Source organism: Burkholderia sp. BCC1047 (assembly GCF_902833155.1).
In the GTDB taxonomy this organism is placed as follows: Bacteria; Pseudomonadota; Gammaproteobacteria; order Burkholderiales; family Burkholderiaceae; genus Burkholderia; species Burkholderia sola.
Window position 1 is genome coordinate 106,909 of the sequence record NZ_CADFEH010000002.1, and the last position, 23,994, is coordinate 130,902.

Here is a 23,994-nt window from a genome sequence, read left to right on the forward strand (position 1 = left end):
CCATCTGACGAATCGCGACGCGAATTGAACGGAGTATAACGCGCGTGTTTGCGTGCGCGGAAAATGTTGCAACCCGTTGATCGGGATCAAATTTTCGCGTAATCCCGGGCTTGCAAATATCGGGCGGAGCGTTGCCGCGCAAGGCTTTGCGGCAGCGCGGAAAAGGTCGCGCGGCGCACCGCCGCGCACGCACGGGGATTAACGCCGGATGAGCACCGCGCGCGAAAGCGCGCGATCTGCATCGATTATCGGTTTCAACGGTCGGGTGAACCCGAATAAAAAAACGGGCAGCCGCGCGGGCTGCCCGTTTCGAAGGGTCGGCGTACGACCGGCACCCGGCATGCGGGCTCGCCCGCATGCGCGGACTTATGCGCCGTGCTGTTGCGCCTTGAACGCGAGCCGGAACCGATGCAGCAGCGGCTCGGTATAGCCGCTCGGTTGCGACGTGCCTTGCAGCGCGAGCGCGCACGCGGCCTTGAACGCGGTCGACTGGTCGTAGCCGGGCGCCATCGGACGATAGTTCGGGTCGCCCGCGTTCTGCTGGTCGACGACGCGGGCCATGCGCTTGAACACGTCGAGCACGAACGCCTCGGTGATCACGCCGTGGCGCAGCCAGTTCGCGATGTGCTGGCTCGAAATGCGCAGCGTCGCGCGGTCTTCCATCAGGCCGACGTCGTGGATGTCCGGCACCTTCGAGCAGCCGACGCCCTGTTCGACCCAGCGCACGACGTAGCCGAGGATGCCCTGCGCGTTGTTCTCGACCTCGCTCAGGATCTCGGCCTCGCTCCACGCGGCGCGCTCGACGACCGGGACCGTCAGCAGCCCTTCGAGCAGCGCGTCGCGCTCGCTCGCGTACGGCGTCTTCTCGAGTTCCTGCTGGACGGCCTGCACGTCGACGAGGTGGTAGTGCAGCGCGTGCAGCGTCGCGGCAGTCGGCGACGGCACCCACGCGGTGTTCGCGCCGGCGCGCGGATGCGCGATCTTCTGCTCGAGCATCGCATGCATCAGGTCCGGCATCGCCCACATGCCCTTGCCGATCTGTGCGCGGCCGCGCAGGCCGGCCGACAGGCCCGCGAGCACGTTGTTGCGCTCGTACGACTGGATCCACGCGGACGATTTCATGTCGCCCTTGCGGATCATCGGGCCCGCTTCCATCGCGGTGTGCATCTCGTCGCCGGTGCGGTCGAGGAAGCCGGTGTTGATGAACGCGACGCGCGCGGCCGCTGCCGCGATGCACGCGGCGAGGTTCACGCTGGTGCGGCGCTCCTCGTCCATGATGCCCATCTTCAGCGTGTTGCGCGGCAGGGTGTACAGATCCTCGATGCGCGCGAACAGCGTGTCGGCGAACGCGACTTCGGCCGGGCCGTGCATCTTCGGCTTCACGATGTAGATCGAGCCCGTGCGCGAGTTGCGCTTGGCCTTCAGGTCGTGCAGCGCGCACAGCGTCGTGACGACGCCGTCGAGGATCCCTTCCGGAATCTCGTTGCCGTCGCGGTCGAGCACCGCGCCGTTGGTCATCAGGTGGCCGACGTTGCGCACGAACAGCAGCGAGCGGCCGTGCAGCGACAGCGTGCCGCCGGCCGGCGTCGTGTACTCGCGATCGGCGTTCAGGCGGCGCGTGAACGTCTTGCCGCCCTTCGCGACTTCCTCGACGAGCGTGCCCTGCATCAGGCCGAGCCAGTTGCGGTAGAGCTGGACCTTGTCGTCGGCGTCGACCGCCGCGACCGAATCCTCGCAGTCGATGATCGTGCTGACCGCGGCTTCGAGCACGACGTCCTTCACGTTCGCGAGATCGGCGCGGCCGATCGGCGTCGACGCGTCGATCTGGATCTCGAGATGCAGGCCGTTGTGCTTCAGCAGGATCGCGGACGGCGCATCGGCCGCGCCCTGGTAGCCGACGAACTGCGCCGGCTGCGCGAGCGCGACGTTGCCCTTCGCGGTTTCGACCGCGAGCTGGCCGTCCTGCACGCGGTAGCGCAGCGCGTCGCGGTGCGAGCCGCTCGCGAGCGGCGCCGCGTTGTCGAGCACGTTGCGCGCATAGTCGATCACGCGCTGGCCGCGCGTCGGGTTGTAGGCCGCGGTGCGTTCGGCGCCGCCGTCTTCCGGCAGCGCGTCGGTGCCGTACAGCGCGTCGTACAGGCTGCCCCAGCGCGCGTTCGCGGCGTTCAGCGCATAGCGCGCGTTCGACAGCGGCACGACGAGCTGCGGGCCGGCCTGCGTGGCGATCTCGCTGTCGACGTTCGCGGTGGCGGCCGCGACGTTCGACGGGACCGGTACCAGGTAGCCGATCTGTTCGAGGAACGCGCGATACGCGGCGTGGTCGCGTACCGGGCCCGGGTGCGCGCGATGCCACGCGTCGAGTTCCTGCTGCAGGCGGTCGCGTTCGGCGAGCAGCTCGCGGTTGCGCGGCGCGAGGTCGTGCACCAGGGCCGAGAAACCGCTCCAGAACGCGGCCTTGTCGATGCCGGTGCCCGGCAGCGCTTCGTTTTCAATGAACTGGCTCAGCGCTGGCGCGACTTGCAGTCCTGCTTGGTCGATCATCGTGAATCCTCCCGGGGAAAAATGCGCGCGCGCGGCTTGGCTGGTTATTCCGCGACGCTTTGTGTACCGGCGCGGGCGATCTGCGCGTCCTGTTCGGACTTTACGCCAGACACACCGATCGCGCCTGCAATCCGGCCGTCGACCGCGACCGGCACGCCGCCTTCGAGCAACCCCGTCAGCGGCGCGCTCAGGAACGCGGTGCGGCCACCGTTGATCATATCCTCATACGCCTTCGTCTCGCGACGGCCGAGCGCCGCCGCGCGCGCCTTGTCCTGCGCGATGGTGCTGCTGGCCGGCGATGCGCCGTCCAGCCGCGCGAACGCGAGCAGGTGGCCGCCATCGTCGACGACGGCGATCGACACGGCCCAGCCGTGGCGTTCCGCTTCCGCGCGGGCCGCGGCGAGCATGCGCTCGGCATCGGCCAGTTCGAGTTCGGGTTTCGTTTGCATGGCTTTCCTCCGGAATAGGCGGTCAGTCGACCAGCCGGTTGTCGACGAGCTCGATCCAGTGACGCACGGGCGTGCGGCCCGCGCCGTTCAGGTGAGTCTGGCAGCCGACGTTGGCGGTGACAATCAGGTCCGGCTGCGCGGCTTCGAGCGCATCGAGCTTGTTGTCGCGCAATGTCGTCGCGAGTGCGGGCTGCGTCAGCGAATAGGTGCCGGCCGAGCCGCAGCACAGATGGCCGTCGGCGACATTCGTCAGATCGAAGCCGAGCCGCGTCAGGATGCTTTCCACCGCGCCGCCGAGGCGCTGCGCGTGCTGCAGCGTGCACGGGCAGTGGACCGCGACGCGCCGTGGCGTCGCGTCGGCGAGCGCGTCGAGCGGCTCCGCCGCGATCACTTCGGCCAGATCGCGCGCGAGTGCGCTGACGCGCCGCGCCTTCTCCGCATAGACGGGGTCGGAGCGCAGCAGGTCGCCGTATTCCTTCACGAACGCGCCGCAGCCGCTTGCGGTCAGCACGATCGCTTCCGCGCCGGCGTCGATCGCCGGCCACCACGCGTCGATGTTGCGGCGTGCGCGCTGAAGGCCCGCGTCCTGCGCGTTCAGGTGATATTCGGTCGCGCCGCAGCAGCCGGCTTCGCGCGCCGGGGTCACGCTGATGCCGAGCCGGTCGAGCACGCGCGCGGCGGCCGCATTGGTATTCGGCGACAGCGCCGGCTGCACGCAGCCCTCGAGCATCAGCACGCGCCGCGCATGACGCACGGCCGGGCGCGGCGCGGCCGCGGGCACGGCGGCCGGGATCTTGTCCCGCAGCGCGCCGGGCAGCAGCGGACGCAGCGCGCGGCTGGCCTTCAGCAGCGCGGCGAACGTCGCCGGGCGCGGCACGACGTGACGCAACCCCGCACGCAGCAGGCGCTCGCGCGCCGGCCGCCGCGCGCGCTTCTCGGCTTCCGCGCGGCCGATGTCGAGCAGCGTGTGATAGCGCACGCCGGACGGGCAGGTCGTCTCGCAGTTGCGGCACGTCAGGCAGCGGTCGAGGTGTTGTTGCGTGCGTTCGCCGCACGGCCCGCCTTCGAGCAGCTGCTTGATCAGGTAGATGCGGCCGCGCGGCCCGTCGAGCTCGTTGCCGAGCACCTGGTAGGTCGGGCAGGTCGCATTGCAGAAGCCGCAGTGCACGCAGGCGCGCAGGATCGCTTCCGCTTCGTCGGCCCGGGCGAGGGCCTTGCTTGCTTCGCTGAGGTTGGTTTGCATCGGCGGGTCGAAGTCGGGTTCGCGTCAGAAGTCGGCGTAGAGCCGGCCGGGATTGAAAATCGCGTGCGGGTCGAGCTGCGCCTTGAGTTGCCGGTGCACGCGCAGCAGCGCGGGCGGCAGCGGCTGGAACGGCTCCGCTGTCGTGCCCGGCGTGTAGCAGGTCGCGTGGCCGCCGCACTGCGCGGCGAAGCGCTGCACGTCGGCCGGCGCTGCGTTGGTCTTCAGCCAGCGCTGCGCGCCGCCCCAGTCGACCAGCTGCGCGCCCGCGAGCGCATCGAGCGGCGCGGCGGCCGGCACCGATACGCGCCACAGCGGCCGCGGATCGTCGAAGAACGGCAGCGACAGGTCGCGCAGATGTGCCCAGAACGCGTCGTCGCGGTCGTCCATCCGGTCGCCGCCGAGCGTGTCGCGCGCGGCCTTCACCGAGCCGTCGCCGCCTTCGAGCCGCACGCGCAGCACGCCGTCCGCGTGGCACGCGCCCGCGAGCGGCAGCCCCGCGCGACGCCACGCGGCGACGCGTTGCACGGCTTCGCTCGCCGTGAGCGTCAACGCGAGATCGCCGGTCGCACGCGGCTTCGGCAGCACCTTCAGCGAGACCTCGGTCACGACGCCGAGGCAGCCGAAACTGCCGGCGAGCAGCCGCGACACGTCGTAGCCCGCGACGTTCTTCATCACCTCGCCGCCGAAGCGCAGATGCTTCGCGTGGCCGGTGATCACGCGGCAGCCGAGCACGAAGTCGCGCACCGCGCCGGCCCACGGGCGGCGCGGGCCCGACAGCGCCGCCGCGAACATGCCGCCGACCGTCGCCGCGCCGCCGAACGACGGCGGCTCGCACGGCAGCATCTGGCCGGCCGCGTCGAGCATCGCGTCGAGATCGGCGAGCGGCGTGCCCGCACGCGCGGTGATCACGAGTTCGGTCGGGTCGTACGACACGACGCCGCGATGCGTGCGCATGTCGAGCGTGCGGCCTTCGACCGGCCGGCCGACGAACGCCTTCGTGCCGGCGCCGCGGATCTGCAGCGGCTGGCGAGCGTGGATCGCCGCGTCGACCTGCGCGACGAGCGCCGCGCTGTCGTCGATGGACTCGATCGATTCGATGTCGCGTCGCATCAGAAGCGCTCCAGTTCGGGAAACGGCAGCTTGCCGTGATGGACGTGCATCGCGCCGAATTCGGCGCAGCGGTGCAGCGTCGGGATGTTCTTGCCGGGATTGAGCAGGCGCTGCGGATCGAACGCGGCCTTCACCGCGTGGAAGAACGTGATTTCATCGGCGTTGAACTGCACGCACATCTGGTTGATCTTCTCGCGCCCGACGCCGTGTTCGCCGGTAATGCTGCCGCCCACCGCAACGCACAGCGCGAGGATCTTGCCGCCGAGCGCTTCCGCGCGGTCGAGTTCGCCCGGCCGGTTCGCATCGAACAGGATCAGCGGATGCATGTTGCCGTCGCCCGCGTGGAACACGTTCGCGACCGGCAGCCCGTATTCGGCGGACAGCGCGGCGATCCCTTCGAGCACGCGCGGCAGTTCGCGGCGCGGGATCGTGCCGTCCATGCAGTAGTAGTCGGGCGACATCCGGCCGACCGCCGGGAACGCGTTCTTGCGGCCGGCCCAGAAGCGCTGGCGTTCGGTTTCGTCGCGCGCGACGCGAATCTCGCTTGCGCCCGCGTCGCGCAGCAGCGCGGCGACGCGTTCGGCATCTTCTTCGACGTCGCTGGCCGCGCCGTCGAGCTCGCACAGCAGGATCGCCTGCGCGTCGACCGGATAGCCGGCGTGGATGAAATCCTCGGCCGCGCGGATCGCGAGGTTGTCCATCATCTCGAGGCCGCCTGGGATCACGCCCGCGCCGATGATCCGCGCGACCGCGGCGCCGGCCTCGGCGACGTCGTCGAAGCTCGCCATCAGCACCTTCACGCTCGGCGGTTTCGGCAGCAGCTTCACGGTCACTTCGGTGACGATCCCGAGCATCCCCTCGGAGCCGGTGAACAGCGCGAGCAGGTCGAAGCCAGGTGCGTCGAGCGCGTCGGCGCCGAGCGTGAGCGTGTCGCCGTCGATCGTCAGGATCTCGACCTTCAGGATGTTGTGCACCGTGAGCCCGTATTTCAGGCAATGCACGCCGCCCGCGTTCTCGGCGACGTTGCCGCCGATCGAGCACGCGATCTGCGACGACGGGTCGGGCGCGTAGTAGAGGCCGTGCGGCGCGGCAGCCTGCGAAATCGCGAGGTTGCGCACGCCGGGCTGCACGCGCGCGATGCCGGCATCGGGGTCGATGTCGAGAATCCGGTTGAACTTCGCCATCACCAGCAGGATGCCTTTTTCGAGCGGCATCGCGCCGCCCGACAGCCCCGTGCCGGCGCCGCGCGCGACGACCGGCACGCGGTGCGCGGCCGCGACGCGCAGCACCGCGCGCACCTGGTCGACCGTATCGGGCAGCACGACCGCGAGCGGCACCGTGCGGTACGCGGCGAGGCCATCGCATTCGAACGGCTTCAACGCCTCGCGTTCATGCAGCACGTCGAGACCGGGCGCCGCCGCGCGCAACGCGGCGACGAGCGTGGCGCGGTCGACGGTCGCCAACGGGCCGTCGATCCGTTCGTCGTAGATGAAACTCATCGTGTGTCTCCGTCTCCACCAGGCAGTTGGCCGCGCGATGCGCGACACGCCGGATGGACGGCATTCTTGGCGGGACGCGCGGGCCTGTCCAGCCGTCTTGACAGTGGTCGTACCAGTTTTTGGAAAGGCATCGATCCTGGTTTCCTGAATGATCGATAAAACCCAATCACGACAAGGCTTTGTGCGAAAATCGACGACATCCGTCCAAAGTGGTCATACCAGTATGGAAATGCAGGATCGAGAGCGGCCGGCGCGGCGCGTGGCCGACGTCGTCGCCGAGCGGATCGAGCAGTTGATCGTCGACGGCGTGCTGAAGGCCGGGCAGGCGTTGCCGTCGGAGCGGCGGCTGACCGAGAAGCTCGGCGTATCGCGCACGGCCGTGCGCGAAGGCATGAAGCTGCTGCACGCGCGCGGGATCATCGACACGACGCACGGCAAGGGTTCGTTCGTCGCGAGCCTGACCCCGCAGCGCGCGATCACGCCGATGATGCATCTGCTCGGCTCGCAGCCACGCACGCTGTACGACCTGTTCGAGGTGCGCGGGATGCTGGAGGCCGAGGCCGCCCGGCTCGCGGCGCTGCGCGGCACGCCGGCCGATTTCATCCTGATCCGGCGCCGCTACGAGGAAATGACGGCGGCCGACGCGCAGGATCTCGATCCCGCCGCGCGTGCGAAGCTCGACCACGCGTTTCATCTGGCGATCTGCGAGGCATCGCACAACCCGGTGCTCGTCAATACGCTGCAGTCGCTGACCGACCTGCTGCTCAGCTCGGTGTTCGCGTCGGTGAACAACCTCTATCACCGCGAACCGCTGAAGAAGCAGATCGACCGCCAGCATGCGCGGCTCTACAACGCGGTCACCGGGAGGCTGCCCGACCAGGCGCGCAAGGCCGCGAGCGAACATATCCGTCAGTGCGTCGACTATCTGCGCGAGATCGAGCAGGAGGAACAACGGCTCGTACGTTCGACGTTGCGGCTCGAAGGGTGGACATGAGCGGGCGGGCTTGGCCGACACGGTAACCGCTAGAATTGCGGTTTTAGCCCGGAACACGTCCATGTCTTTTGCCTCGCTTGGCCTGATCGAGCCGTTGCTGCGTAATCTGCAGGGCCTCAATTACCAGACACCCACGCCGGTGCAGGCCAAGGCGATTCCCGTCGTGCTCGGCGGCAAGGACGTCATGGCCGCCGCACAGACCGGCACCGGCAAGACGGCCGGCTTTGCGCTGCCGCTGTTGCAACGGCTCGTCCAACACGGCCCGGCGGTATCCAGCAACCGTGCGCGCGTGCTGGTGCTGGTGCCCACGCGCGAACTGGCCGAGCAAGTGCTGCAAAGCTTCGTCGAGTACGGGAAGGGCCTCGATCTGCGCTTTCTGGCCGCGTACGGCGGGGTGAGCATCAATCCTCAGATGATGAAGCTGCGCAAGGGCGTCGACGTGCTCGTCGCGACGCCCGGCCGCTTGCTCGACCTCAATCGGCAGAACGCCGTGCAGTTCGATCAGGTCCAGACGCTGGTGCTCGATGAAGCCGACCGCATGCTCGATCTCGGCTTCGCGCGCGAACTCGACGCGGTGTTTACCGCGTTGCCCGCCAAGCGCCAGACGCTGCTGTTCTCCGCGACGTTCTCCGACGAAATCCGCACGCTGGCGGCCGGCATTCTGCGCAGCCCGGTCGACATCAGCGTCAGCCCGCCCAACGCCACGGCCAGCAAGATCAAGCAGTGGGTCGTACCGGTCGACAAGCGGAACAAGCCCGACCTCTTCATGCACCTCGTGGCCCAAAACAAGTGGGAGCACGCGCTGGTGTTCGTCAAGACCCGCAACGGCGTCGATTATCTGGCGGTGATGCTGGAGAAGGCCGGCTATGCGGTCGATACGATCCACGGCGACAAGCCGCAACCCGCACGTTTGCGCGCGCTGGAGCGCTTCAAGACGGGTGACGTGCAGATGCTGGTCGCCACCGACGTGGCGGCGCGCGGGCTGGATATCGACGATCTGCCGCTCGTGATCAACGTCGATCTGCCGATCGTCGCGCAAGACTACGTGCACCGTATCGGCCGGACCGGCCGCGCGGGCGCGAGCGGCGTCGCGGTGTCGCTCGTGTGCGCGGATGAAGCACCGCAACTGGCCGCGATCGAAGCGCTGATCCGGCAGACGCTGCGCCGGGAGGAAGAGCCGGGTTTCGAAGCCGAACACCGCGTGCCGGAAACCAGCGCGACGGGCCAGATCATCAAGAAACCCAAAAAGCCGAAGAAACCGAAGGTGCCGCAAGCTGCGCCGGTGGCCAAGCAGACGCCGGGCAAGAAGCCGCATACGCAAGGTGGCGAAGGCAACCGCAAGCCTGGGGTGCAGCACGCGGCGGCCAATGGTGCCGGTCAAGGCCCGGACTACACCATCGGCAGCCCGTTCAGCGTGCACAAGCCGCGCAGCAAACCGGCCGGCAAGCCGGCGCCGGGGAAGGCTGCCGGTAAATCTGCTGGTGGTCGCGGCAAACCTGGCAAACCGTCCAGGTAGGCTCAATCCTTCCCTTTCAAAGTGCCCGATACGATCGAACCGTCCGATGCAGTGAACGCATACGGGTGGTTCGGAACAGCGCTGCCGGTTTTCTCGTGAGCGACCTGAAACCGCGCGCGATAGCGGCTTCCCCGCGTGACCCATGATGTGCGATGACTGAAGTGAGAGATGGAATGACGACGACATTCGACGAGGCGACAACGGCGGCGATCGCCGCGTTTGCCCAACTGGATTTCTACACGGCTGTGCAAGCGATGCGCGCCGAGGCCGATTACGACCACGAACGAGACCAGTGGATCTCGCGCTATATCGACGAGCAGGGCGGCGGCGTGGACGATGCGGAATACGACGCACTGCACGCGCGGGCGCAGGCCACGCCGGAATACGCGGCGTTCATCGATGGGGTGCGGCGGGAAATTCTGGAGTACTTCGGCGTGACCGACGAGCAACTGGACTGGATGATCGTGCTGCGCGACGACGACAGCGATGAACTGTGGGCGGAGGTCAACCGGCAGCGGAGCGCGTTGGGCACCGGGGAAGTGCGCGGGGATCTTTGACCGGGCGCGTCATTCGTCGGTACGTTGGTGCGCGATTTGAAGGTCGGCTCCGCACCACGTACCGGACGCTCGCCTGTCAATCAATCTTCTCGCGCGAGTCGTAGCAAGATATCGGCGAGGGCCCGAATTTTCGGTTGTGCCGCCCGTTGGGGCGGATAGACGAGGAAGTAGGAAAGGCCGTCTTCAACCACTTCCTCAAACGGGGTCACCAGCGATCCGGCACGGAGTCGGTCTCTCGCCATTCGCGGGTCGCCGATTGCAATGCCGTGTCCTTCCATCGACGCCGCGAGCGTCAATTCGAGGGTATCGAATACGAGCCCGCGTCCCGCATCGGTCTGGCGTGCCCCCACGTGATCGAGCCAGCATCTCCACTCTGCGTGGCTGGGCCCGGGATGGAGCAAATCGACCTGCGCAAGGTCGGCAACGGATCGCAGCGATGTCGCCAACGCAGGCGCGCACATCGGCGTGAGCCGCTCGGAAAAGAGCGGTACTGCTTCCATACCGGTCCACTGTCCCGTGCCGCGCACGACGATGGCGTCGACGTCGGACGTCGTGAAATCCGGCGTGTCGTCCGCGGAGGTCGAAATACGCAGCTCCGTGCCGCTCATCGCGCGATGAATGTCCGGCAGCCGCGGGAGCAACCAGCGAACGGCGAACGTGGACGGCAACTTCAACGTGAGCACCGAGGTTGCCCGTGCATGGGAATCCGCGTGCTGAACCAGTTGCGCGAGCACGTTGACCGCGACCGTCAGCAATGCATTGCCTTCCGGCGTCAACGTCAGCCCCGATACATGGCGCACGAAGAGTGCGCATCGATAATGCATTTCCAACTGCTGTATCTGGCGGCTCACCGCGCCTTGCGTACGGCATAGATGATCCGCGGCCTTGCTGACGCTGCCCAGTTGCGCCGCGGCGACGAACGACTGAATCGCCGCCAACGGCGGGAGCGGCCGCGTCAGGTCGGCCAGCGGATATGCATGCGCCGCATACCCGGGTTGCAAATTTTTCGATTGTTCGGTCATCGGTGCGTCGCTATCGTGCGTCTACCGGATGCCCTGTTCTGGCGAATGAACGGGTTGTCGACGAACGATCGGAGGGAAATTTTGGGCTCAACGTCGGAATCACTCTACACGGAACAGGTTCGCGCTTACCTGCGGGAACTGGAGCGCGGCGATGTCGGCGCCATCTGCGCGCTATTCACGCCGGACGCGCAGATTTTCTCGCCATTTCTCGGCTGGATGCACCCCGGGCCCTTCTTTTCGAAGGTCGCCGCCGCATCGGCAGAAAGCAAGATTACACCGATCGATATCTGCGTCAGCACGACCGGCGCTCGACGTGCGACAGGTTACTTCATCTACGACTGGGCGCTGAAAGACGGTTCGGTGGCGCACTTCGAGTGCGTCGACGTGTTCGAGTTCGACACCGCGGGGCTCATCGAACGGATGATCATCGTCTACGACACCCATCCGATTCGCAGTACGGTCGGCGACAAGTACGCGTAGTCGAATCGGTGTCGCTCGATGCCGAAGGCTGGCGTGTGCGGACGGCAGTTCCGCACGACGCCAAACTTCCGCGGACGCTGTCTCCCAGGTTTTGTCAGCATGTCGAAATATATCTCGACGACCGATGTTGATCGAAGTCGTACCCATTTGCGAAGCACGTCGAAATCCCGGCAAGCTACGCGTCTGTGTCGCGGTGCGCTCTGTCGAAATTCTGCCTCGCTTCCCGGAAGCGGTCCGCATTCTCGACGATCCAGGTCCACAGCGGAACCATCCTGACGAGCAGGTCCATGCCCGTGTCGGACAACTCGTATTCGACTCTAGGCGGTACTTCTTCGAAATCGTGACGGAGCACCAGGCCGTCACGCTCGAGCTGCCGTAACGTGCGCGTCAACATGCGCTGAGTCACCCCGTGCATGCGCCTGCCGATTTCCGCATGGCGCAGTCTGCCGTACACGCCGAGCGTGTGGACGACACCGAGCGACCAACGGCTTCCGGCATGAGCGAGCACCTCCCGCCGCAACCCGTCATCATCGTCTCGCAGGCCGTCACACACGGTCTGCGAATATCGGAGAAGTTCGTCTCGATCCAACTATCTGGCTCCCAGTATCACGCGTGTACCTTCTTTCATACACGTCCGTGCATCGCTAGACTGCGTGCAACACATTCCTCAGCAGGCTGGACGATGAACCCAACAGACCCTCACGCGACTTCTCGGAACATCCTCGTGCTCGGTGCCGGCGAACTCGGCCTCCCGGTACTCCGCAATCTTGCACGTAGAGCGAAGGACGTCGCCGGCGCGAAGATCAGCGTGCTGCTGCGCGCGAGTGCCCTCGAGTCCAGCGCACCCGCCAAGCGGCATGATATCGCGGAGATTCGCGCGCTTGGAATCGGGATCGTCGTAGGCGATTTCGTGAAGCATTCCATCGATGAACTCGCCGCCCTGTTCGCGCGATATGACACGGTAATCGGTTGCGCGGGCATTACAGCCGGCATCGACACGCCGATGAAGTTGGCGCGGGCTGCGTTGCAGGCGCGCATCCCGAGGTACTTCCCCTGGCAGTTCGGCGTCGATTTCGACGTGATCGGTCGCGGTAGTCCGCAGGACATCTTCGACGCCCAGCTGGACGTGCGCGAATTGCTGCGTAGTCAGCACGAGACCGAGTGGGTCATCATCTCGACCGGCATGTTCACGAGCTATCTATTCGAGCCGGACTTCGGCGTAGTCGACCTGAAAAACGACGCAGTCCACGCGCTGGGTAGCCTCGACACCGCCGTGACGCTGACGACGCCCGACGATATCGGCGCGCTGACTGCCGCGATCGTGTTCGCCGAACCCCGTATCCGGAACGAGATCGTGTATCTGGCCGGCGACACCGTGACTTACGGGGAGGTCGCCGACAAGCTGGAAGCGGGCCTTGGTCGCCCCTTCAGCCGTTCGGTATGGAGCGAGCAGTATTTGCTCGACGAGCTGGCGCGCGATCCGAACAACATGATGCGCAAGTACCGTGCGGCATTTGCTCAAGGGCGAGGCGTCGCATGGGACAAGAGCGGGACGTTCAATCAACGCCACGCCATTCCGGTCACCGACGTGGCGTCGTGGATCCATGCCAACCTCGCTTCGGGTCGCGGCGAGTAATCGCAAGCCCGACCATCCGGATAAACGGCATCGATGACAGGCGATCGTCGACGGCGTTGAAGCCTGGATGGCGGATCAGGCTCACCAACCGACATCCACCCAACCCGCCAAGCATGAAAAAAGCCCGCCGAAGCGGGCAACCTCACGATGCGGAGGGGGAGATGCGAAAACGCAACCGGCGCGCGTTCAGCCTTTCGTCGCGCCGAACGTGAGCCCCGCGACGAAATGCTTCTGCATCGCGAAGAACATCGCGACCGACGGCAGCGCGGCGAGGATCGACCCGGCCGATACCAGATTCCATGACGTCGTCCATTGCCCCTTCAACGCCGCGACACCCGCCGTGATCGGCGCGGCCTCGTCGCCTTGCGTGAGGCACAGCGCCCAGAAATAATCGTTCCACACGAACGTGAACACGAGAATCGCGAGCGCGGCCAGCGCCGGCCGGATCAGCGGCAGCACGATGCGCCAGAACACCGTCCATTCGCCCGCGCCTTCGATGCGCGCGGCCTCGATCAGCTCGAACGGCAGCTGCTTGATGAAGTTGCGCAGGAACAGCGTGCAGAACCCCGTCTGAAACGCGACGTGAAACAGGATCAGCGCTTCGACGGTATTGAACACGCCGAGCCGCAGCGACAGGTCGCGTACCGGAATCATCAGCACCTGCACCGGCACGAAATTGCCGGCGACGAACGTGCCGAACAGCGCGGTATTGCCGCGAAACCGGTAGGTCGCGAGTGCGAAGCCGGCCATCGCCGCGAGCGCGATCGAGCCGATGACCGACGGCACCGTGATCTGCACGCTGTTCCAGAAGTAATGCAGCATCGGCGACGTGGTCAGCGCGTCGCGATAGTTCTCGATCATCGAGAAATGCCGCGGCCAGCCCCAGTAGTGGCCTTCGACGAGTTCCTCGGTCGAGCGCACCGACGTGACGAACACCGCGATCATCGGCAGCAGCCAGATCACGAGCGCGACGGGCAGCGACAGCTTGTACAGCCGGCGCGATACCGGCTTCCAGTGGGAAACGGGTGTCGGAAACATGAGGAGTGCACTCCCGAAAGTCACTGTTCGTTGCGCAGCATGCGGCGCAACTGGAACGCGATGTAGACGAGCATGATCGCGAACAGCACGACCGCGATCGACGCGGAATAGCCGAGCCGGTAGTACTTGATCGCCTGGTCGTACATGTAATACGCGAGCACGGTCGAGCTCTCGAACGGGCCGCCGCCCGTCATCACCGAGATCAGGTCGAAGCTGCGCAGCGCGCCGATCACGGTGACGACGATCGCCATGAACGTGGTCGGCCGCAGCTGCGGCAGCACGACGTGCCACAGCAGCGCGAAGCCGCGCGCGCCTTCCATCCGTGCGGCTTCGATCTGTTCCGGGTTGACCGACGTGAGGCCGGTCAGGTACAGGATCATGCAGTACGCCGTTTGCGGCCACAGCGCGGCCAACACGATGCCGAAGGTCGCGTAGCGCGCGTCGCCGAGCACCGGGATGCCGTGCCCGGCGATGAGCGCGAGCAGCCCGAAGGTCGGATCGTAGAACCACGAGAAGATCAGCCCGACGACCACGCCCGACAGCACGAACGGTGCGAAGAACAGCGACTTCACGAGCCGGATGCCGCCGACCGCCTGGTTCAGGTAGAGCGCGAGCGCGAGGCCGAGCGGCGGCGCGAGCATGAACAGCACGAGCCAGATCACGTTGTTGCGCAGCGCCGTGTAGAACGTCGGCGCATGCAGCAGCTCCGCGTAGTTCGCGAGGCCGACGAAGGTGCGCTCGGTCATCCCGTCCCAGTTGTACAAGCTCAGCCACAGCGTCGACAGGATCGGCCAGATCACATAGACGGCCACCATCGCGCAGGCCGGCGCGAGAAAGAGCCACGCGGCGCGCCGTTGCCGCCGCACGGCGGGCGACGGGCGGCGCGCGGGCAGCGCGCCGGCGGATGAGCGGCGCGACGGCGGCGCGGCGCCGGCGGGCGGGGGGGGCGCGATCGGACTGGACACGGCAAGCCTCCTGAAACGGACACGGCGGCGCGCGGCCGCCGGTTGGGTCACGCGGTCACTTCTTGTAGATCCGCTTGCGGGTCTGTTCGAGTTGCGCGAGCACCGTGTCGAGCTGCGCGGGATTCGCGACGAACTGCTGCATGCCCTTCATCCCCTCGTCGGCCATTTCCTTCGTCATGTCGCGGTCGTAGAACTGCGCGACGCCGCCCTTCGTGTCGGCGAGGATCCGGAAGCCGATCCGCGAGATCGGATCGGCCGGCTCCGGCGACTTGCTGTTGGCCGACAGCGAGCCGAGCCCGTCGGCGAGTTTCGCGCCGATCTCGGGCGTTTCGACGAATGCGAGGAACGTGTGCGCGTCGGCCTTGTTCTTCGCCTTGGTCGGGATGTGCAGCGATTCGACCGGGCCGTCCTCGGCGGTCGGCACCTTCGGGTTGATGACGGGGAAGCGGTAGTAGCCCATTTCCGGCTTCACGTTCGACGGAAAGCCGGCCGCGATGAAGGTGCCCATCAGCATCATCGCGGCCTTGCCCTGGAACAGGAACGGCTGCGCGCCGTCGAGATCGTAGGACAGCGCGTTGTCGATGAAGTAGCCCGAGTCGATCAGCGATTTCCACGTCGTGTAGACCTTCTTCACGCGCGGGTCGGTGTACGGTACGTCGCCGGCCATCAGTTGCTGGTGGAACGCGTTGCCGTTCAGGCGCAGGTCGAGATAGTCGAACCAGCCGGCGAGCGTCCACGCGTCGCGGCCGCCGACCGCGATCGGCGTGATGCCGGCCGCCTTCAGCTTCTTGCAGGCATCGAGAAACTGGTCCCAGGTCTTCGGTTCGTCGGCGATGCCGACCTTGCGGAACAGGTCCTTGCGGTAGAAGAGGCCCCACGAGTAGTAGACGGTCGGCGCCGCGTACTGCTTGCCGTTATAGGACGACGCGCTGCGCGTCGACGCGTACATCGCATCCCAGCCGTTCTTCGTCCAGTCGCCGCTCAGGTCCTCGAACAGTCCGCGCTTCGCGTAGTACGCCATCCGCTCGCCCGCGTGCCAGTTCACGACGTCCGGCGCGACGGTCGTGAGCCACGCGGGGAGCTGCACCTTGTACGCTTCCTCGTCGACGAAGGTCGGCTTCACGTCGATGTCGGGATGGGCCTTGTGGAACGCTTCGATCGTCGACTGCCACACGGCGCGCTGGCTCGCGCCCTTGAACGCGATGTTGATGGTCAGCGTGCCGGCATCGGCGGGCGCCGTGGCGCCGAACGATGCGAACGCGATGGCGGCGGCGCTCGCCAGGCGGGCAGCGACGCGAAGGGGGCGATGGGTCATGAGTGTCTCCAGTCCTGTGTGTCGTTGTTTGTGCGTGACCGGCGCGTGGCGGCGCCGGGGGCGGTTGCTACGAACGGCTTCGATACACGGCCACGCCTTGCGGCTCGACCTGCGCGGCGCCGACCACGAACGCGGACGGCGGTACGCCGTCGATCGCATGCGGCGTGTCGAGATAGTTGAATACGTAGGTCAGGCCGCCGCGCCGGCTCACGCGCACGGTGTCGCCGAGCGGCGTCGGCGCCAGGCCCGCAACGGCCGCGACATCGGCGAACAGTCGCGCGGTGGTCGCGTCGTCGAACAGCGCGGCCCAGTAGTGCAGCGCGCCGTGCGACACGCAGGCCGGATGGCCGTCGGCGAAGCGTGCGCGCACGACGCTGCGCGCGCCGTCGTCGTTCAATTCGACGAGGTCGCGCCAGTGACGCGCTTCGCCTGCGAGCGGCGAACCGTCGTGCAGCGTGCCGTCGATCCGTTCGGTCAGGTTCGGCCGCAACGATTCGACGCGCCACACGCGTACCGGCAGGATCGACGCGAGCGGGCCGGGCGGCAGCGCCGGCGGAATCTGCAGGTCGGCCGTCTTCGAGCCGGTGCGCGGGCCGAACACCGCGTGCGCACCCGATGCGGCGAGCCGCGACGCGAAATCGTCTGGCACGACCGGCAGCGGCGGCACGACGACGAGCCGGTAGCCGTCGAGCGGCGCGTGCGCGGACACGATGTCGACGTCGAGGCCGAGCGAGCGCAGCGCCGAGTAGTATTCGAACGCGAAACGCGGGTAGTGGAAATCGGCACCTTGCGGCTGCACTTCGAACAGCCACTTCGCTTCGTAGTCGAACACCAGCGCGACCGGCGCGCGCACCGGGCCGGTCGCATCGGCATCCGCGCCGGCGTCGAGCACGGCGGCGATTTCCTGCGCGACGCGCTGCGCTTCGCGGCCGCCTTCGTCGAGCCGGTTGTCGGGGGTGTTCAGGCCCGCGTGCATCTGCTCCTGCGCGAACGGCGCCTGCCGCCAGCGGAAGTACGACACGCAGCCGGCGCCGTGCGCGAACGCTTCCCAGCTCCACAGCCGCACCATGCCCGGCAGCGGCGCGGGATTCCAGTGCGCCCAGTTCACCGGGCCCGGCTGCTGCTCCATCACCCAGAACGGCAGCTTCGACATGCCGCGATAGAGATCGTGATTGAACGACGCGAAATCGGGATGGCCGGTACGCAGCCAGCGCGCCTTCACGTCGGGCGCGAACCACAGCTCTTCGAGCGCGCCGAGCGGATAGCTGTCCCACGTCGCGACGTCGAGGTCGCGCGCGACTTCGTAGTGATCGAACTCGGTGAACAGCTGCATGAAGTTGTGCGCGACGACGCGGCCCGGCGAGTGCGCGCGGATCACGTCGACCTGCATCCGGTGATAGCGCGCGAGCTCGTCGGACGCGAAGCGCCGGTAGTCGAGGCGATGCGACGGATGGGCTTCGGTCACGGTGCCCACCGGCGCGTCGACTTCGTCGAAATGGCGATACTCCATGCTCCAGAACACGGTGCCCCACGCGCGGTTCAGCGCGTCGATCGTGCCGTAGCGTGCTTTCAGCCATTCGCGAAAGCGCACGAGCGCGGCCGGCGAGTAGCTGACGACGGTCTGGTGGCAGCCCAGCTCGTTGTCGGTCTGCCAGTAGCGCACGGCCGGGTGACGGCCGTAGCGTTCGGCGACCGCCGTGCAGATCTGGCGCGACGCTTCGAGATAGATCGGCGACGAGAAATCGTAGTGGCGGCGCGAGCCGAACGCGCGCGGCCGGCCGTCGGCGCCGATCGCGAGGATGTCGGGATGGCGGTCGACCAGCCATTTCGGCGGCGTCGCGGTCGGCGTGCACATCACGATCTCGAGGCCGGCCGCGCCGAGTACGTCGACCGCGCGGTCGAGCCAGCCCCAGTCGTATTCGCCCGGCGACGGCTCGATGCGGCTCCATGCGAATTCGGCGATCCGCACCTGCTCGATGCCGAGCGCTTTCATCCGGCGGGCGTCGTCGGCCCACATCGATTCCGGCCAGTGTTCCGGGTAGTAACAGACTCCGAGGCGCATGCCCGATCCTTATGCGTAGTGGTGGACGGGAAGGTCGACGCACGCGGGCACCGCGCGGCCGTCTTCGGTGAACAGGTGGCAGGCCGCGGCCGGCGCGTGCACGTGCACGCGTTCGCCGGTGCGCACCTGCGCGTCGCCGGGCACTTTCGCGATCAGCGGCGTCGCGTTCGGCTGGCCGGCCGGATCGAGGTGCACGTAGGTCTGCTCGCCCAGGCGTTCGACGAGCGCGACGTCGCGCGCGAGCGTCGTCGCGTCGGGCGCGGCGCCGAGCGTCAGGTGTTCGGGGCGGATGCCGAGCGTCACGGCGGCGCCGGCGGAGAGCGCCGAGCCGTCGCGCGGCAGCACGAAGGTTTCGCCGGACGGCACGAGCGTGACGGCCGTGCGACGCGCGTCGCACGCGGTCACGACGGCCGGCAGGAAGTTCATCCGCGGCGAGCCGATGAAGCCCGCGACGAAGCGGCTGGCCGGATGGTGGTAGAGGTCGAGCGGCGCGCCGACCTGCGCGATGCTGCCGTGCTGCGCGGTATCCGCGCCGGCGTGCAGCAGCACGATCTTGTCGGCGAGCGTCATCGCCTCGGTCTGGTCGTGTGTCACGTAGACGACGCTCGCGCGTTCGAACTGACGATGCAGCCGCGCGATCTCGATGCGGGTCTGGCCGCGCAACGCCGCGTCGAGGTTCGACAGCGGTTCGTCGAACAGGAACACGCCGGGCTCGCGCACGATCGCCCGGCCGATCGCGACGCGCTGCCGCTGGCCGCCGGACAGCGCCTTCGGCTTGCGCTCGAGCAGCGTGTCGAGTTGCAGGATGCGCGCGGCGTCGCGCACCTTCCGGTCGATCTCGGCCTTCGGCACGCGCGCGAGCTTCAGCCCGAACGCCATGTTCTCGTACACCGTCATGTGCGGAAACAGCGCGTAGCTCTGGAACACCATCGCGACGCCGCGCTCGGCGGCCGGCACGTCGTCGACACGGCGGCCGTCGATCGACAGCTCGCCCGCGCTGAGATCCTCGAGCCCGGCGATCATGCGCAGCAGCGTCGACTTCCCGCACCCGGACGGGCCGAGAAACACGCAGAACTCGTGCGCGCCGATCTCCAGATCGACGTCGCGAATGACCGGCGCGTGCTCGCCGTAGGCTTTCTGCACGCGTCGCATCGAGATGCTCGCCATTGTCTCCGCTCCATGTTTTAATGCGCCGTACGACTTGATTAAGCGCTTAATCATCGCGATCAAAAAAAAGGGGCGATGCGATCGCGGCCGAGTCGCGCCCGTTGGCGGGCGGCAAGGTGTGCGGCGATAGTGCGCCGCTTCGGTGAGCGAAGCAAATACTGGATCGACGTCTCATATAGTGGGCAAACGATGGCAACACTGGATGAAGTGGCGCGCCGCGCCGGCGTGACGGCCGCGACGGTGTCGAACGTGCTGCGCGACCGCGGCCGGGTGGGCGACGCGACGCGGGCGCGGGTGCTCGAAGCGGTCGACGCGCTCGGCTATCGTCCGCATCTCGCCGCGCGGGCGCTGGCGGAAGGGCGCGCGCCGACGGTCGCGCTGATGGTATCGAGCATCGCGAACCCGTTCTATCCGGAGTTCGCGCTGGCGGTCGAGCGGGCGGTGCGCCGCAACGGGCAGTTCCTGATCGTCTGCAACACGAACGAAGATCCGTTGCAGGGGCGAGCGTATCTCGACCAGATCGCCGGCACGGTCTCCGAAGGGATTCTCGTGACCAACGCGAACCTGCATCTGCCGGATCTGCTCGACGTCGCGCGGCGCGGCGTGCCGGTCGTGCTGTGCCTGTGGGAGCGGCCCGAGGCGCCGCCCGACGGGCTGCCGTGCGTGGCGATCGATTTTCGCGAGGCGGGGCGGATCGCGACGCGGCATCTGCTCGAACTCGGCCATCGCGAGATCGGCGTGATCGTCGGCGGGTCGGCAAACGGCGTGCAGGCCGCGCGCTACGACGGCTGCGTCGACGTGATGCGCGAAGCCGGGCTGGACGCGTCGCGCGTCGGCGCCGGGCACGATTCGATCGAGGGCGGCGTGCGCGCGGCCGGGCAGTTGCTCGATGCGCATCCCGAGCTGACCGCGCTCGTCGCGACCAACGACCTGCCGGCGATCGGCGCGATGCACGCGGCGGCCGATCGCGGCCGGCGCGTGCCCGACGATCTGTCGATCGTCGGCATCACCGACATCCATCTCGCCCGCGACACGCGGCCCACGCTGACGACCGTCGCGATCCCGACCGCCGAGGCGGCCGGCATCGCGGTCGAATTGCTCAATACGCTGCGCGAGGCGGGCGGGCAGGGTGACGACGCATCGCGCGTGCGGGTCGCGTCGGTGCCGACGCTGACGGTGCGCGGGACGACCGGGCCGGTACCCGGCCGCGCAACGCGCCGCGCCGGGCGCGCGCGCGGCACGTAAGGCCGCGAACGGGCCAGGTGGCGGCGACGTTCATTGGTAGAATTCGCATCCGTAGACAGCCCCCGGCAGCGATCCAGACCGCCGGCGGCTGCGCCCGACGGCCGACCCGCGCCCGCTTCGGCGCTCGATCCCATACGTGAATGAAGAAAACCGTCAAGACAGGTGCGGCAACGGCTTCCGGCGCGGCGCGCGCACGCCGGCAGACGCAGGCGGAACGCAGCCACGCGACGCGCGAACGCGTCATTGCCGCCGCGATATCGCTGCTGCACAAGGAAGGCTATTCGGGCGCGACGACGCTCGCGATCCGGCGCGAAGCCGACGTCAGCATGGGCGCGCTGCAGCACCAGTTTCCGACCAAGGCGGAATTGATGGCCGCGGTGCAGGAGCGGCTCACCGGCGATCGCTTCGCGCAGTTCGAACACGCGTCGCGCAGCGCGACGACGCCGCTCGAGCGGATCGACCGGATGCTCGATGTCGCGGGCGCGCTCATCGGCACGCCGCTGTTCGCCGCCAGCATGGAGATCCAGTTGGCGCGGCGCGCCGACAAGGAACTCGACGAGGCCGTGGCACATATCCTCAAGCCGTTCGACGAGGGGTTTCGCGCATTGATGGACGATGCCGTCGCGGGTTTCGATCGTGCGATTGCGCTCAAGATCACGCAATTGCAGTTACTGGCCGGATCGATGATCCGCGGGTTGACCATCGATGTCGTGACGGGCAGTGACCCTGCCGTGGCGCGGGCCGCGTTCGCGCTCTGGCGCGAAATCGCGCTGCGGCACATGACGGACATGGCGCAATCTCCTGCGCCGGCGCCCACAAAAACCGGCAAGCGCCGCGCTTCACGCTGATATCCCGCTGACGATGTCGGCCGCGCGCATCGTCGCGCCGGCCTCAGCCGCCTTCGACGAGCCGCAGCACGATGCGTCGGGCCGATTCGAGATGCGCGACGGTCATCGCGCGGGCAGCGCGTGCATTGCGTTCGCGGCACGCCTGGAGGATATCGTCGTGCTCGACCTGGAACGACGGCGTATCGGCGAGCAGCGTGGCCTGCAGGCGCTCGTAACGTTCGACCTGGCTGCGCAGCTCCGCGATCGACTTCAACTGCCGCGCGTTGCCGCAGCACGCATACAGCAACGCGTGGAATTCGCGGTTCAGCTCGCCTTGCCGGCGCGGCGCCGTTGCATCGCCGAGCAGCCGATGCACGAGTTCGGCGCGCGCGAGCGTTTCGTCGTCGAGCCGCTTCACGCCGCGGTAGATCGCATCGCCTTCGAGCAGCACGCGCAAATCGTAGATTTCCTGCACGTCGGACGCGCTCAGCATCCGCACGACCGCGCCGCGATTCCTGAAGATATCGAGCAAGCCTTCGCGTTCGAGCCGCTGGATCGCCTCGCGCATCGGAATCCGGCTGATGCCGAACCGCTCGGCCAGATCGCGCTCGACGAGCCGCTCGCCGGCCGCCAGCTCGCCGTTGATGATCATGTCGCGCAGCGACGCGGCGACCGCGTCCGCGGTGGAGTCGAGTTTGGCTTCCATGCCTGCGTGTTCCGTCATTTTGGAATAATGGTATACCAAACGACGATCCGGTGCCAGAATGGCGATCACCGGCGGGCTTCACGTAACGGCGTCCGGCCCGTTCGGACCGGTCAAGACAACCGACATCAATGGAGAGCGAGATGGCATCGGGTGAACATCACTATCGCGTCGCAGTGGAGTGGACGGGCAACCGCGGCACCGGCACGTCGGGGTATCGCGAGTACGGCCGCGATCACGTGATCCGCGCCGGTTCGAAGCCGGATATCCCCGGTTCGTCGGACCCGGCGTTCCGCGGCGACGCGGCGCGCTGGAACCCCGAAGACCTGCTGCTCGCGTCGGCGTCGGCATGCCACAAGCTCTGGTATCTGCATCTGTGCGCGGAGGCCGGCATCCGCGTACTGGCCTACGTCGACCACGCGGAAGGCATGATGGTCGACGGCGCCGGAGCGGGCCGCTTCACCGAGATCGTGCTGCGGCCGCAGGTGACGATCCGGGCCGGCGACGATCGCGAACGGGCCGCGCATCTGCATCACGATGCGCATGCGCAGTGCTACATCGCGAATTCGGTCAACTTCCCGATTCGCTGCGAACCGGTGATCGAGTTTGCCGCGGAGTAGGCAACCGCGGCTGCGCAGTCACGGCGCGACGCCGTAAACCTCCCGTGCCGCGGCCCGAATCGCATCGACCATCACCGCGACGGCCGGCGAATGCAGCCGGTCGGTGCGCGTGATGAGCCCGAAATCGTCCATCCGGCAATCCATCTCCAGCGGCAGCACCGTGACGATGCCGTGCCGCGCGTAGTAGTGCGCGACGTCCTCGGCGAGCACCGCGATCATGTCGCTCTGCTCGATCAGTTGCGTGATGAACAGCAGCGCGGCCGTCTCGACGACGTTCGCCGGCGGCGCGAGGCTCGCGCGCTGGAACACGAGCTCGAAGCGGTGACGCAGCACGCTGCCGGCCGGCGGCACGACCCACGCGGCACGCTGCACGTCCGCGAGCGACAGCGGCGCCTGCGCGAGCAGCGGGTGGCCGGGCCGCACGACGGCGGCCACCGACTCGCCGGTCAGCGGTTCGTAGCGCAGGCGCAGCTTATCGTGTTCGGCGGACAGCCGGCCGAGCACGATGTCGATCTTTTCCTGTGCGAGGTGTTCGAGCAGCACGTTGCTGGTGTCGATCTCGACCGACACGTGCAGGCCCGCGTGCGTGCCCTTTACCGCGGCGACGGCCGGCGGCACGAGCCGCAGGCCCGGCGACGTGATCGCCCCCACGGCGACGTGGCCGAGATGGCCGGCCTTCAGCGCGGCCAGCTCCTCGCGCGCCTGGTCGAGGCTGCCGAGCGCCGCGCGCGCGTGGCGGATCAGCGCGTCGCCGTACAGCGTCGGCCGCATCCCGCGCGGCAGGCGCTCGAACAGCACCGCGCCGATCGATTCCTCGAGTTCGCGCAGCAGCTTCGACGCGGCCGGCTGCGTCATGTTCAGCGCGGCCGCCGCGCGGTGAATGCTGCCTTCGTCGGCGAGCGCGACGAGCAGCAGCAACTGGCGCGTCTTCAGGCGGGCGCGGTTTCCCCACGGGCTGGCTTCGGTCATCGTACGGGTTTATATCGATATCTGAATCGATATCGT

At 67.6% G+C, this 23,994-nt stretch carries 22 protein-coding genes; 8 read left to right on the forward strand and 14 right to left on the reverse strand.

The genetic code is table 11. The features are described 5' to 3' along the window. Positions 1-366: 366 nt before the first annotated feature. From HWX55_RS02420 to glcD, 5 genes are read right to left on the reverse strand one after another with little or no spacing between them, the layout of a single operon-like run. Positions 367-2,541, reverse strand: a complete 2,175-nt coding sequence (locus HWX55_RS02420; RefSeq protein WP_175973676.1) for a malate synthase G — start codon at positions 2,539-2,541, stop codon at positions 367-369. Between the two features lie 44 nt (positions 2,542-2,585). Further along, entirely contained in the window at positions 2,586-2,990 is a 405-nt protein-coding gene (locus tag HWX55_RS02425) for a heme-binding protein (protein WP_175973678.1), read from the reverse strand. Between the two features lie 22 nt (positions 2,991-3,012). Beyond that, positions 3,013-4,233, reverse strand: a complete 1,221-nt coding sequence (glcF, locus tag HWX55_RS02430; protein WP_175973681.1) for a glycolate oxidase subunit GlcF — start codon at positions 4,231-4,233, stop codon at positions 3,013-3,015. Between the two features lie 24 nt (positions 4,234-4,257). Then, positions 4,258-5,343 carry a glycolate oxidase subunit GlcE gene (glcE, locus tag HWX55_RS02435; RefSeq protein WP_175973683.1) on the reverse strand — a complete coding sequence of 362 codons (1,086 nt, stop codon included), beginning with the start codon at positions 5,341-5,343 and terminating at the stop codon, positions 4,258-4,260. After that, on the reverse strand, positions 5,343-6,842 hold the full coding sequence (gene glcD, locus HWX55_RS02440) for a glycolate oxidase subunit GlcD (protein ID WP_175973684.1): 1,500 nt from the start codon (positions 6,840-6,842) through the stop codon (positions 5,343-5,345). The genes glcE and glcD overlap by 1 nt, the downstream gene beginning before the upstream one ends. Positions 6,843-7,065: 223 nt before the next feature. Between glcD and glcC the strand changes: the two genes are divergently transcribed. From glcC to HWX55_RS02455, 3 genes are all read left to right on the forward strand, one after another. Then, positions 7,066-7,836 carry a transcriptional regulator GlcC gene (gene glcC / locus HWX55_RS02445; protein ID WP_050013449.1) on the forward strand — a complete coding sequence of 257 codons (771 nt, stop codon included), beginning with the start codon at positions 7,066-7,068 and terminating at the stop codon, positions 7,834-7,836. Between the two features lie 61 nt (positions 7,837-7,897). Next, positions 7,898-9,352 (forward strand): DEAD/DEAH box helicase, encoded by a 1,455-nt coding sequence (locus tag HWX55_RS02450; RefSeq protein ID WP_175974139.1) that lies wholly within the window; start codon positions 7,898-7,900, stop codon positions 9,350-9,352. 173 nt (positions 9,353-9,525) lie between these two features. Next, positions 9,526-9,909 (forward strand): ATP-dependent protease, encoded by a 384-nt coding sequence (locus HWX55_RS02455; protein WP_175973687.1) that lies wholly within the window; start codon positions 9,526-9,528, stop codon positions 9,907-9,909. A gap of 80 nt (positions 9,910-9,989) precedes the next feature. On the opposite strand, the gene HWX55_RS02460 is transcribed toward HWX55_RS02455, so the two are convergent. Then, positions 9,990-10,931 (reverse strand): LysR substrate-binding domain-containing protein, encoded by a 942-nt coding sequence (locus HWX55_RS02460; RefSeq protein ID WP_175973689.1) that lies wholly within the window; start codon positions 10,929-10,931, stop codon positions 9,990-9,992. A gap of 81 nt (positions 10,932-11,012) precedes the next feature. Between HWX55_RS02460 and HWX55_RS02465 the strand changes: the two genes are divergently transcribed. Continuing rightward, positions 11,013-11,411 carry a nuclear transport factor 2 family protein gene (locus HWX55_RS02465; RefSeq protein ID WP_175974141.1) on the forward strand — a complete coding sequence of 133 codons (399 nt, stop codon included), beginning with the start codon at positions 11,013-11,015 and terminating at the stop codon, positions 11,409-11,411. Between the two features lie 175 nt (positions 11,412-11,586). Here the strand turns inward: HWX55_RS02465 and HWX55_RS02470 are convergent, their stop codons facing one another. Next, entirely contained in the window at positions 11,587-12,000 is a 414-nt protein-coding gene (locus HWX55_RS02470; protein WP_050013445.1) for a helix-turn-helix domain-containing protein, read from the reverse strand. Between the two features lie 93 nt (positions 12,001-12,093). Between HWX55_RS02470 and HWX55_RS02475 the strand changes: the two genes are divergently transcribed. Beyond that, positions 12,094-13,047 carry an aromatic alcohol reductase gene (locus HWX55_RS02475; protein WP_175973691.1) on the forward strand — a complete coding sequence of 318 codons (954 nt, stop codon included), beginning with the start codon at positions 12,094-12,096 and terminating at the stop codon, positions 13,045-13,047. 186 nt (positions 13,048-13,233) lie between these two features. Here the strand turns inward: HWX55_RS02475 and HWX55_RS02480 are convergent, their stop codons facing one another. From HWX55_RS02480 to ugpC, 5 genes are all read right to left on the reverse strand, one after another. After that, positions 13,234-14,085: a carbohydrate ABC transporter permease gene (locus tag HWX55_RS02480; protein ID WP_175973693.1), complete on the reverse strand. Its 852-nt coding sequence runs from the start codon at positions 14,083-14,085 to the stop codon at positions 13,234-13,236. Between the two features lie 20 nt (positions 14,086-14,105). Next, on the reverse strand, positions 14,106-15,050 hold the full coding sequence (locus tag HWX55_RS02485) for a sugar ABC transporter permease (RefSeq protein ID WP_175973694.1): 945 nt from the start codon (positions 15,048-15,050) through the stop codon (positions 14,106-14,108). 55 nt (positions 15,051-15,105) lie between these two features. Further along, positions 15,106-16,365 (reverse strand): extracellular solute-binding protein, encoded by a 1,260-nt coding sequence (locus HWX55_RS02490; protein WP_175973696.1) that lies wholly within the window; start codon positions 16,363-16,365, stop codon positions 15,106-15,108. A 67-nt stretch (positions 16,366-16,432) separates the two neighbouring features. After that, positions 16,433-18,427, reverse strand: coding sequence for a beta-galactosidase (locus HWX55_RS02495; protein WP_175973698.1), 1,995 nt, complete (start codon positions 18,425-18,427; stop codon positions 16,433-16,435). Positions 18,428-18,436: 9 nt separating this feature from the next. Continuing rightward, the gene (ugpC, locus tag HWX55_RS02500) at positions 18,437-19,594 is read right to left on the reverse strand and encodes a sn-glycerol-3-phosphate ABC transporter ATP-binding protein UgpC (RefSeq protein ID WP_175973701.1); all 1,158 of its coding nucleotides are present in this window, start codon (positions 19,592-19,594) and stop codon (positions 18,437-18,439) included. Positions 19,595-19,783: 189 nt separating this feature from the next. Between ugpC and HWX55_RS02505 the strand changes: the two genes are divergently transcribed. Both HWX55_RS02505 and HWX55_RS02510 read left to right on the forward strand, forming a co-directional pair. Further along, complete coding sequence (locus tag HWX55_RS02505; protein WP_175973703.1) at positions 19,784-20,839, forward strand: LacI family DNA-binding transcriptional regulator; 1,056 nt, start codon at positions 19,784-19,786, stop codon at positions 20,837-20,839. Positions 20,840-20,979: 140 nt separating this feature from the next. Then, a complete protein-coding gene (locus tag HWX55_RS02510) occupies positions 20,980-21,687 on the forward strand; it encodes a TetR/AcrR family transcriptional regulator (protein ID WP_175973705.1) in 708 nt (235 codons plus the stop codon). 43 nt (positions 21,688-21,730) lie between these two features. Here HWX55_RS02510 and HWX55_RS02515 read toward each other — a convergent pair whose 3' ends face one another. After that, positions 21,731-22,372 carry a GntR family transcriptional regulator gene (locus HWX55_RS02515; RefSeq protein WP_175973706.1) on the reverse strand — a complete coding sequence of 214 codons (642 nt, stop codon included), beginning with the start codon at positions 22,370-22,372 and terminating at the stop codon, positions 21,731-21,733. Between the two features lie 140 nt (positions 22,373-22,512). Between HWX55_RS02515 and HWX55_RS02520 the strand changes: the two genes are divergently transcribed. Beyond that, entirely contained in the window at positions 22,513-22,989 is a 477-nt protein-coding gene (locus HWX55_RS02520) for an OsmC family protein (RefSeq protein ID WP_175973708.1), read from the forward strand. Positions 22,990-23,007: 18 nt separating this feature from the next. On the opposite strand, the gene HWX55_RS02525 is transcribed toward HWX55_RS02520, so the two are convergent. Beyond that, entirely contained in the window at positions 23,008-23,958 is a 951-nt protein-coding gene (locus HWX55_RS02525; protein WP_050013434.1) for a LysR substrate-binding domain-containing protein, read from the reverse strand. Between the last annotated feature and the right edge of the window lie 36 nt (positions 23,959-23,994).

Excerpts from the sequence above, each read along its gene's own strand:
- HWX55_RS02420 (WP_175973676.1), bottom strand. The coding sequence starts at position 2,541 with ATGATCGACCAAGCAGGACTGCAAGTCGCGCCAGCGCTGAGCCAGTTC.
- HWX55_RS02425 (WP_175973678.1), bottom strand. The coding sequence starts at position 2,990 with ATGCAAACGAAACCCGAACTCGAACTGGCCGATGCCGAGCGCATGCTC.
- glcF (WP_175973681.1), bottom strand. The coding sequence starts at position 4,233 with ATGCAAACCAACCTCAGCGAAGCAAGCAAGGCCCTCGCCCGGGCCGAC.
- glcE (WP_175973683.1), bottom strand. The coding sequence starts at position 5,343 with ATGCGACGCGACATCGAATCGATCGAGTCCATCGACGACAGCGCGGCG.
- glcD (WP_175973684.1), bottom strand. The coding sequence starts at position 6,842 with ATGAGTTTCATCTACGACGAACGGATCGACGGCCCGTTGGCGACCGTC.
- glcC (WP_050013449.1), top strand. The coding sequence starts at position 7,066 with ATGGAAATGCAGGATCGAGAGCGGCCGGCGCGGCGCGTGGCCGACGTC.
- HWX55_RS02450 (WP_175974139.1), top strand. The coding sequence starts at position 7,898 with ATGTCTTTTGCCTCGCTTGGCCTGATCGAGCCGTTGCTGCGTAATCTG.
- HWX55_RS02455 (WP_175973687.1), top strand. The coding sequence starts at position 9,526 with ATGACGACGACATTCGACGAGGCGACAACGGCGGCGATCGCCGCGTTT.
- HWX55_RS02460 (WP_175973689.1), bottom strand. The coding sequence starts at position 10,931 with ATGACCGAACAATCGAAAAATTTGCAACCCGGGTATGCGGCGCATGCA.
- HWX55_RS02475 (WP_175973691.1), top strand. The coding sequence starts at position 12,094 with ATGAACCCAACAGACCCTCACGCGACTTCTCGGAACATCCTCGTGCTC.
- HWX55_RS02480 (WP_175973693.1), bottom strand. The coding sequence starts at position 14,085 with ATGTTTCCGACACCCGTTTCCCACTGGAAGCCGGTATCGCGCCGGCTG.
- HWX55_RS02490 (WP_175973696.1), bottom strand. The coding sequence starts at position 16,365 with ATGACCCATCGCCCCCTTCGCGTCGCTGCCCGCCTGGCGAGCGCCGCC.
- HWX55_RS02495 (WP_175973698.1), bottom strand. The coding sequence starts at position 18,427 with ATGCGCCTCGGAGTCTGTTACTACCCGGAACACTGGCCGGAATCGATG.
- ugpC (WP_175973701.1), bottom strand. The coding sequence starts at position 19,594 with ATGGCGAGCATCTCGATGCGACGCGTGCAGAAAGCCTACGGCGAGCAC.
- HWX55_RS02505 (WP_175973703.1), top strand. The coding sequence starts at position 19,784 with ATGGCAACACTGGATGAAGTGGCGCGCCGCGCCGGCGTGACGGCCGCG.
- HWX55_RS02510 (WP_175973705.1), top strand. The coding sequence starts at position 20,980 with ATGAAGAAAACCGTCAAGACAGGTGCGGCAACGGCTTCCGGCGCGGCG.
- HWX55_RS02515 (WP_175973706.1), bottom strand. The coding sequence starts at position 22,372 with ATGGAAGCCAAACTCGACTCCACCGCGGACGCGGTCGCCGCGTCGCTG.
- HWX55_RS02520 (WP_175973708.1), top strand. The coding sequence starts at position 22,513 with ATGGCATCGGGTGAACATCACTATCGCGTCGCAGTGGAGTGGACGGGC.
- HWX55_RS02525 (WP_050013434.1), bottom strand. The coding sequence starts at position 23,958 with ATGACCGAAGCCAGCCCGTGGGGAAACCGCGCCCGCCTGAAGACGCGC.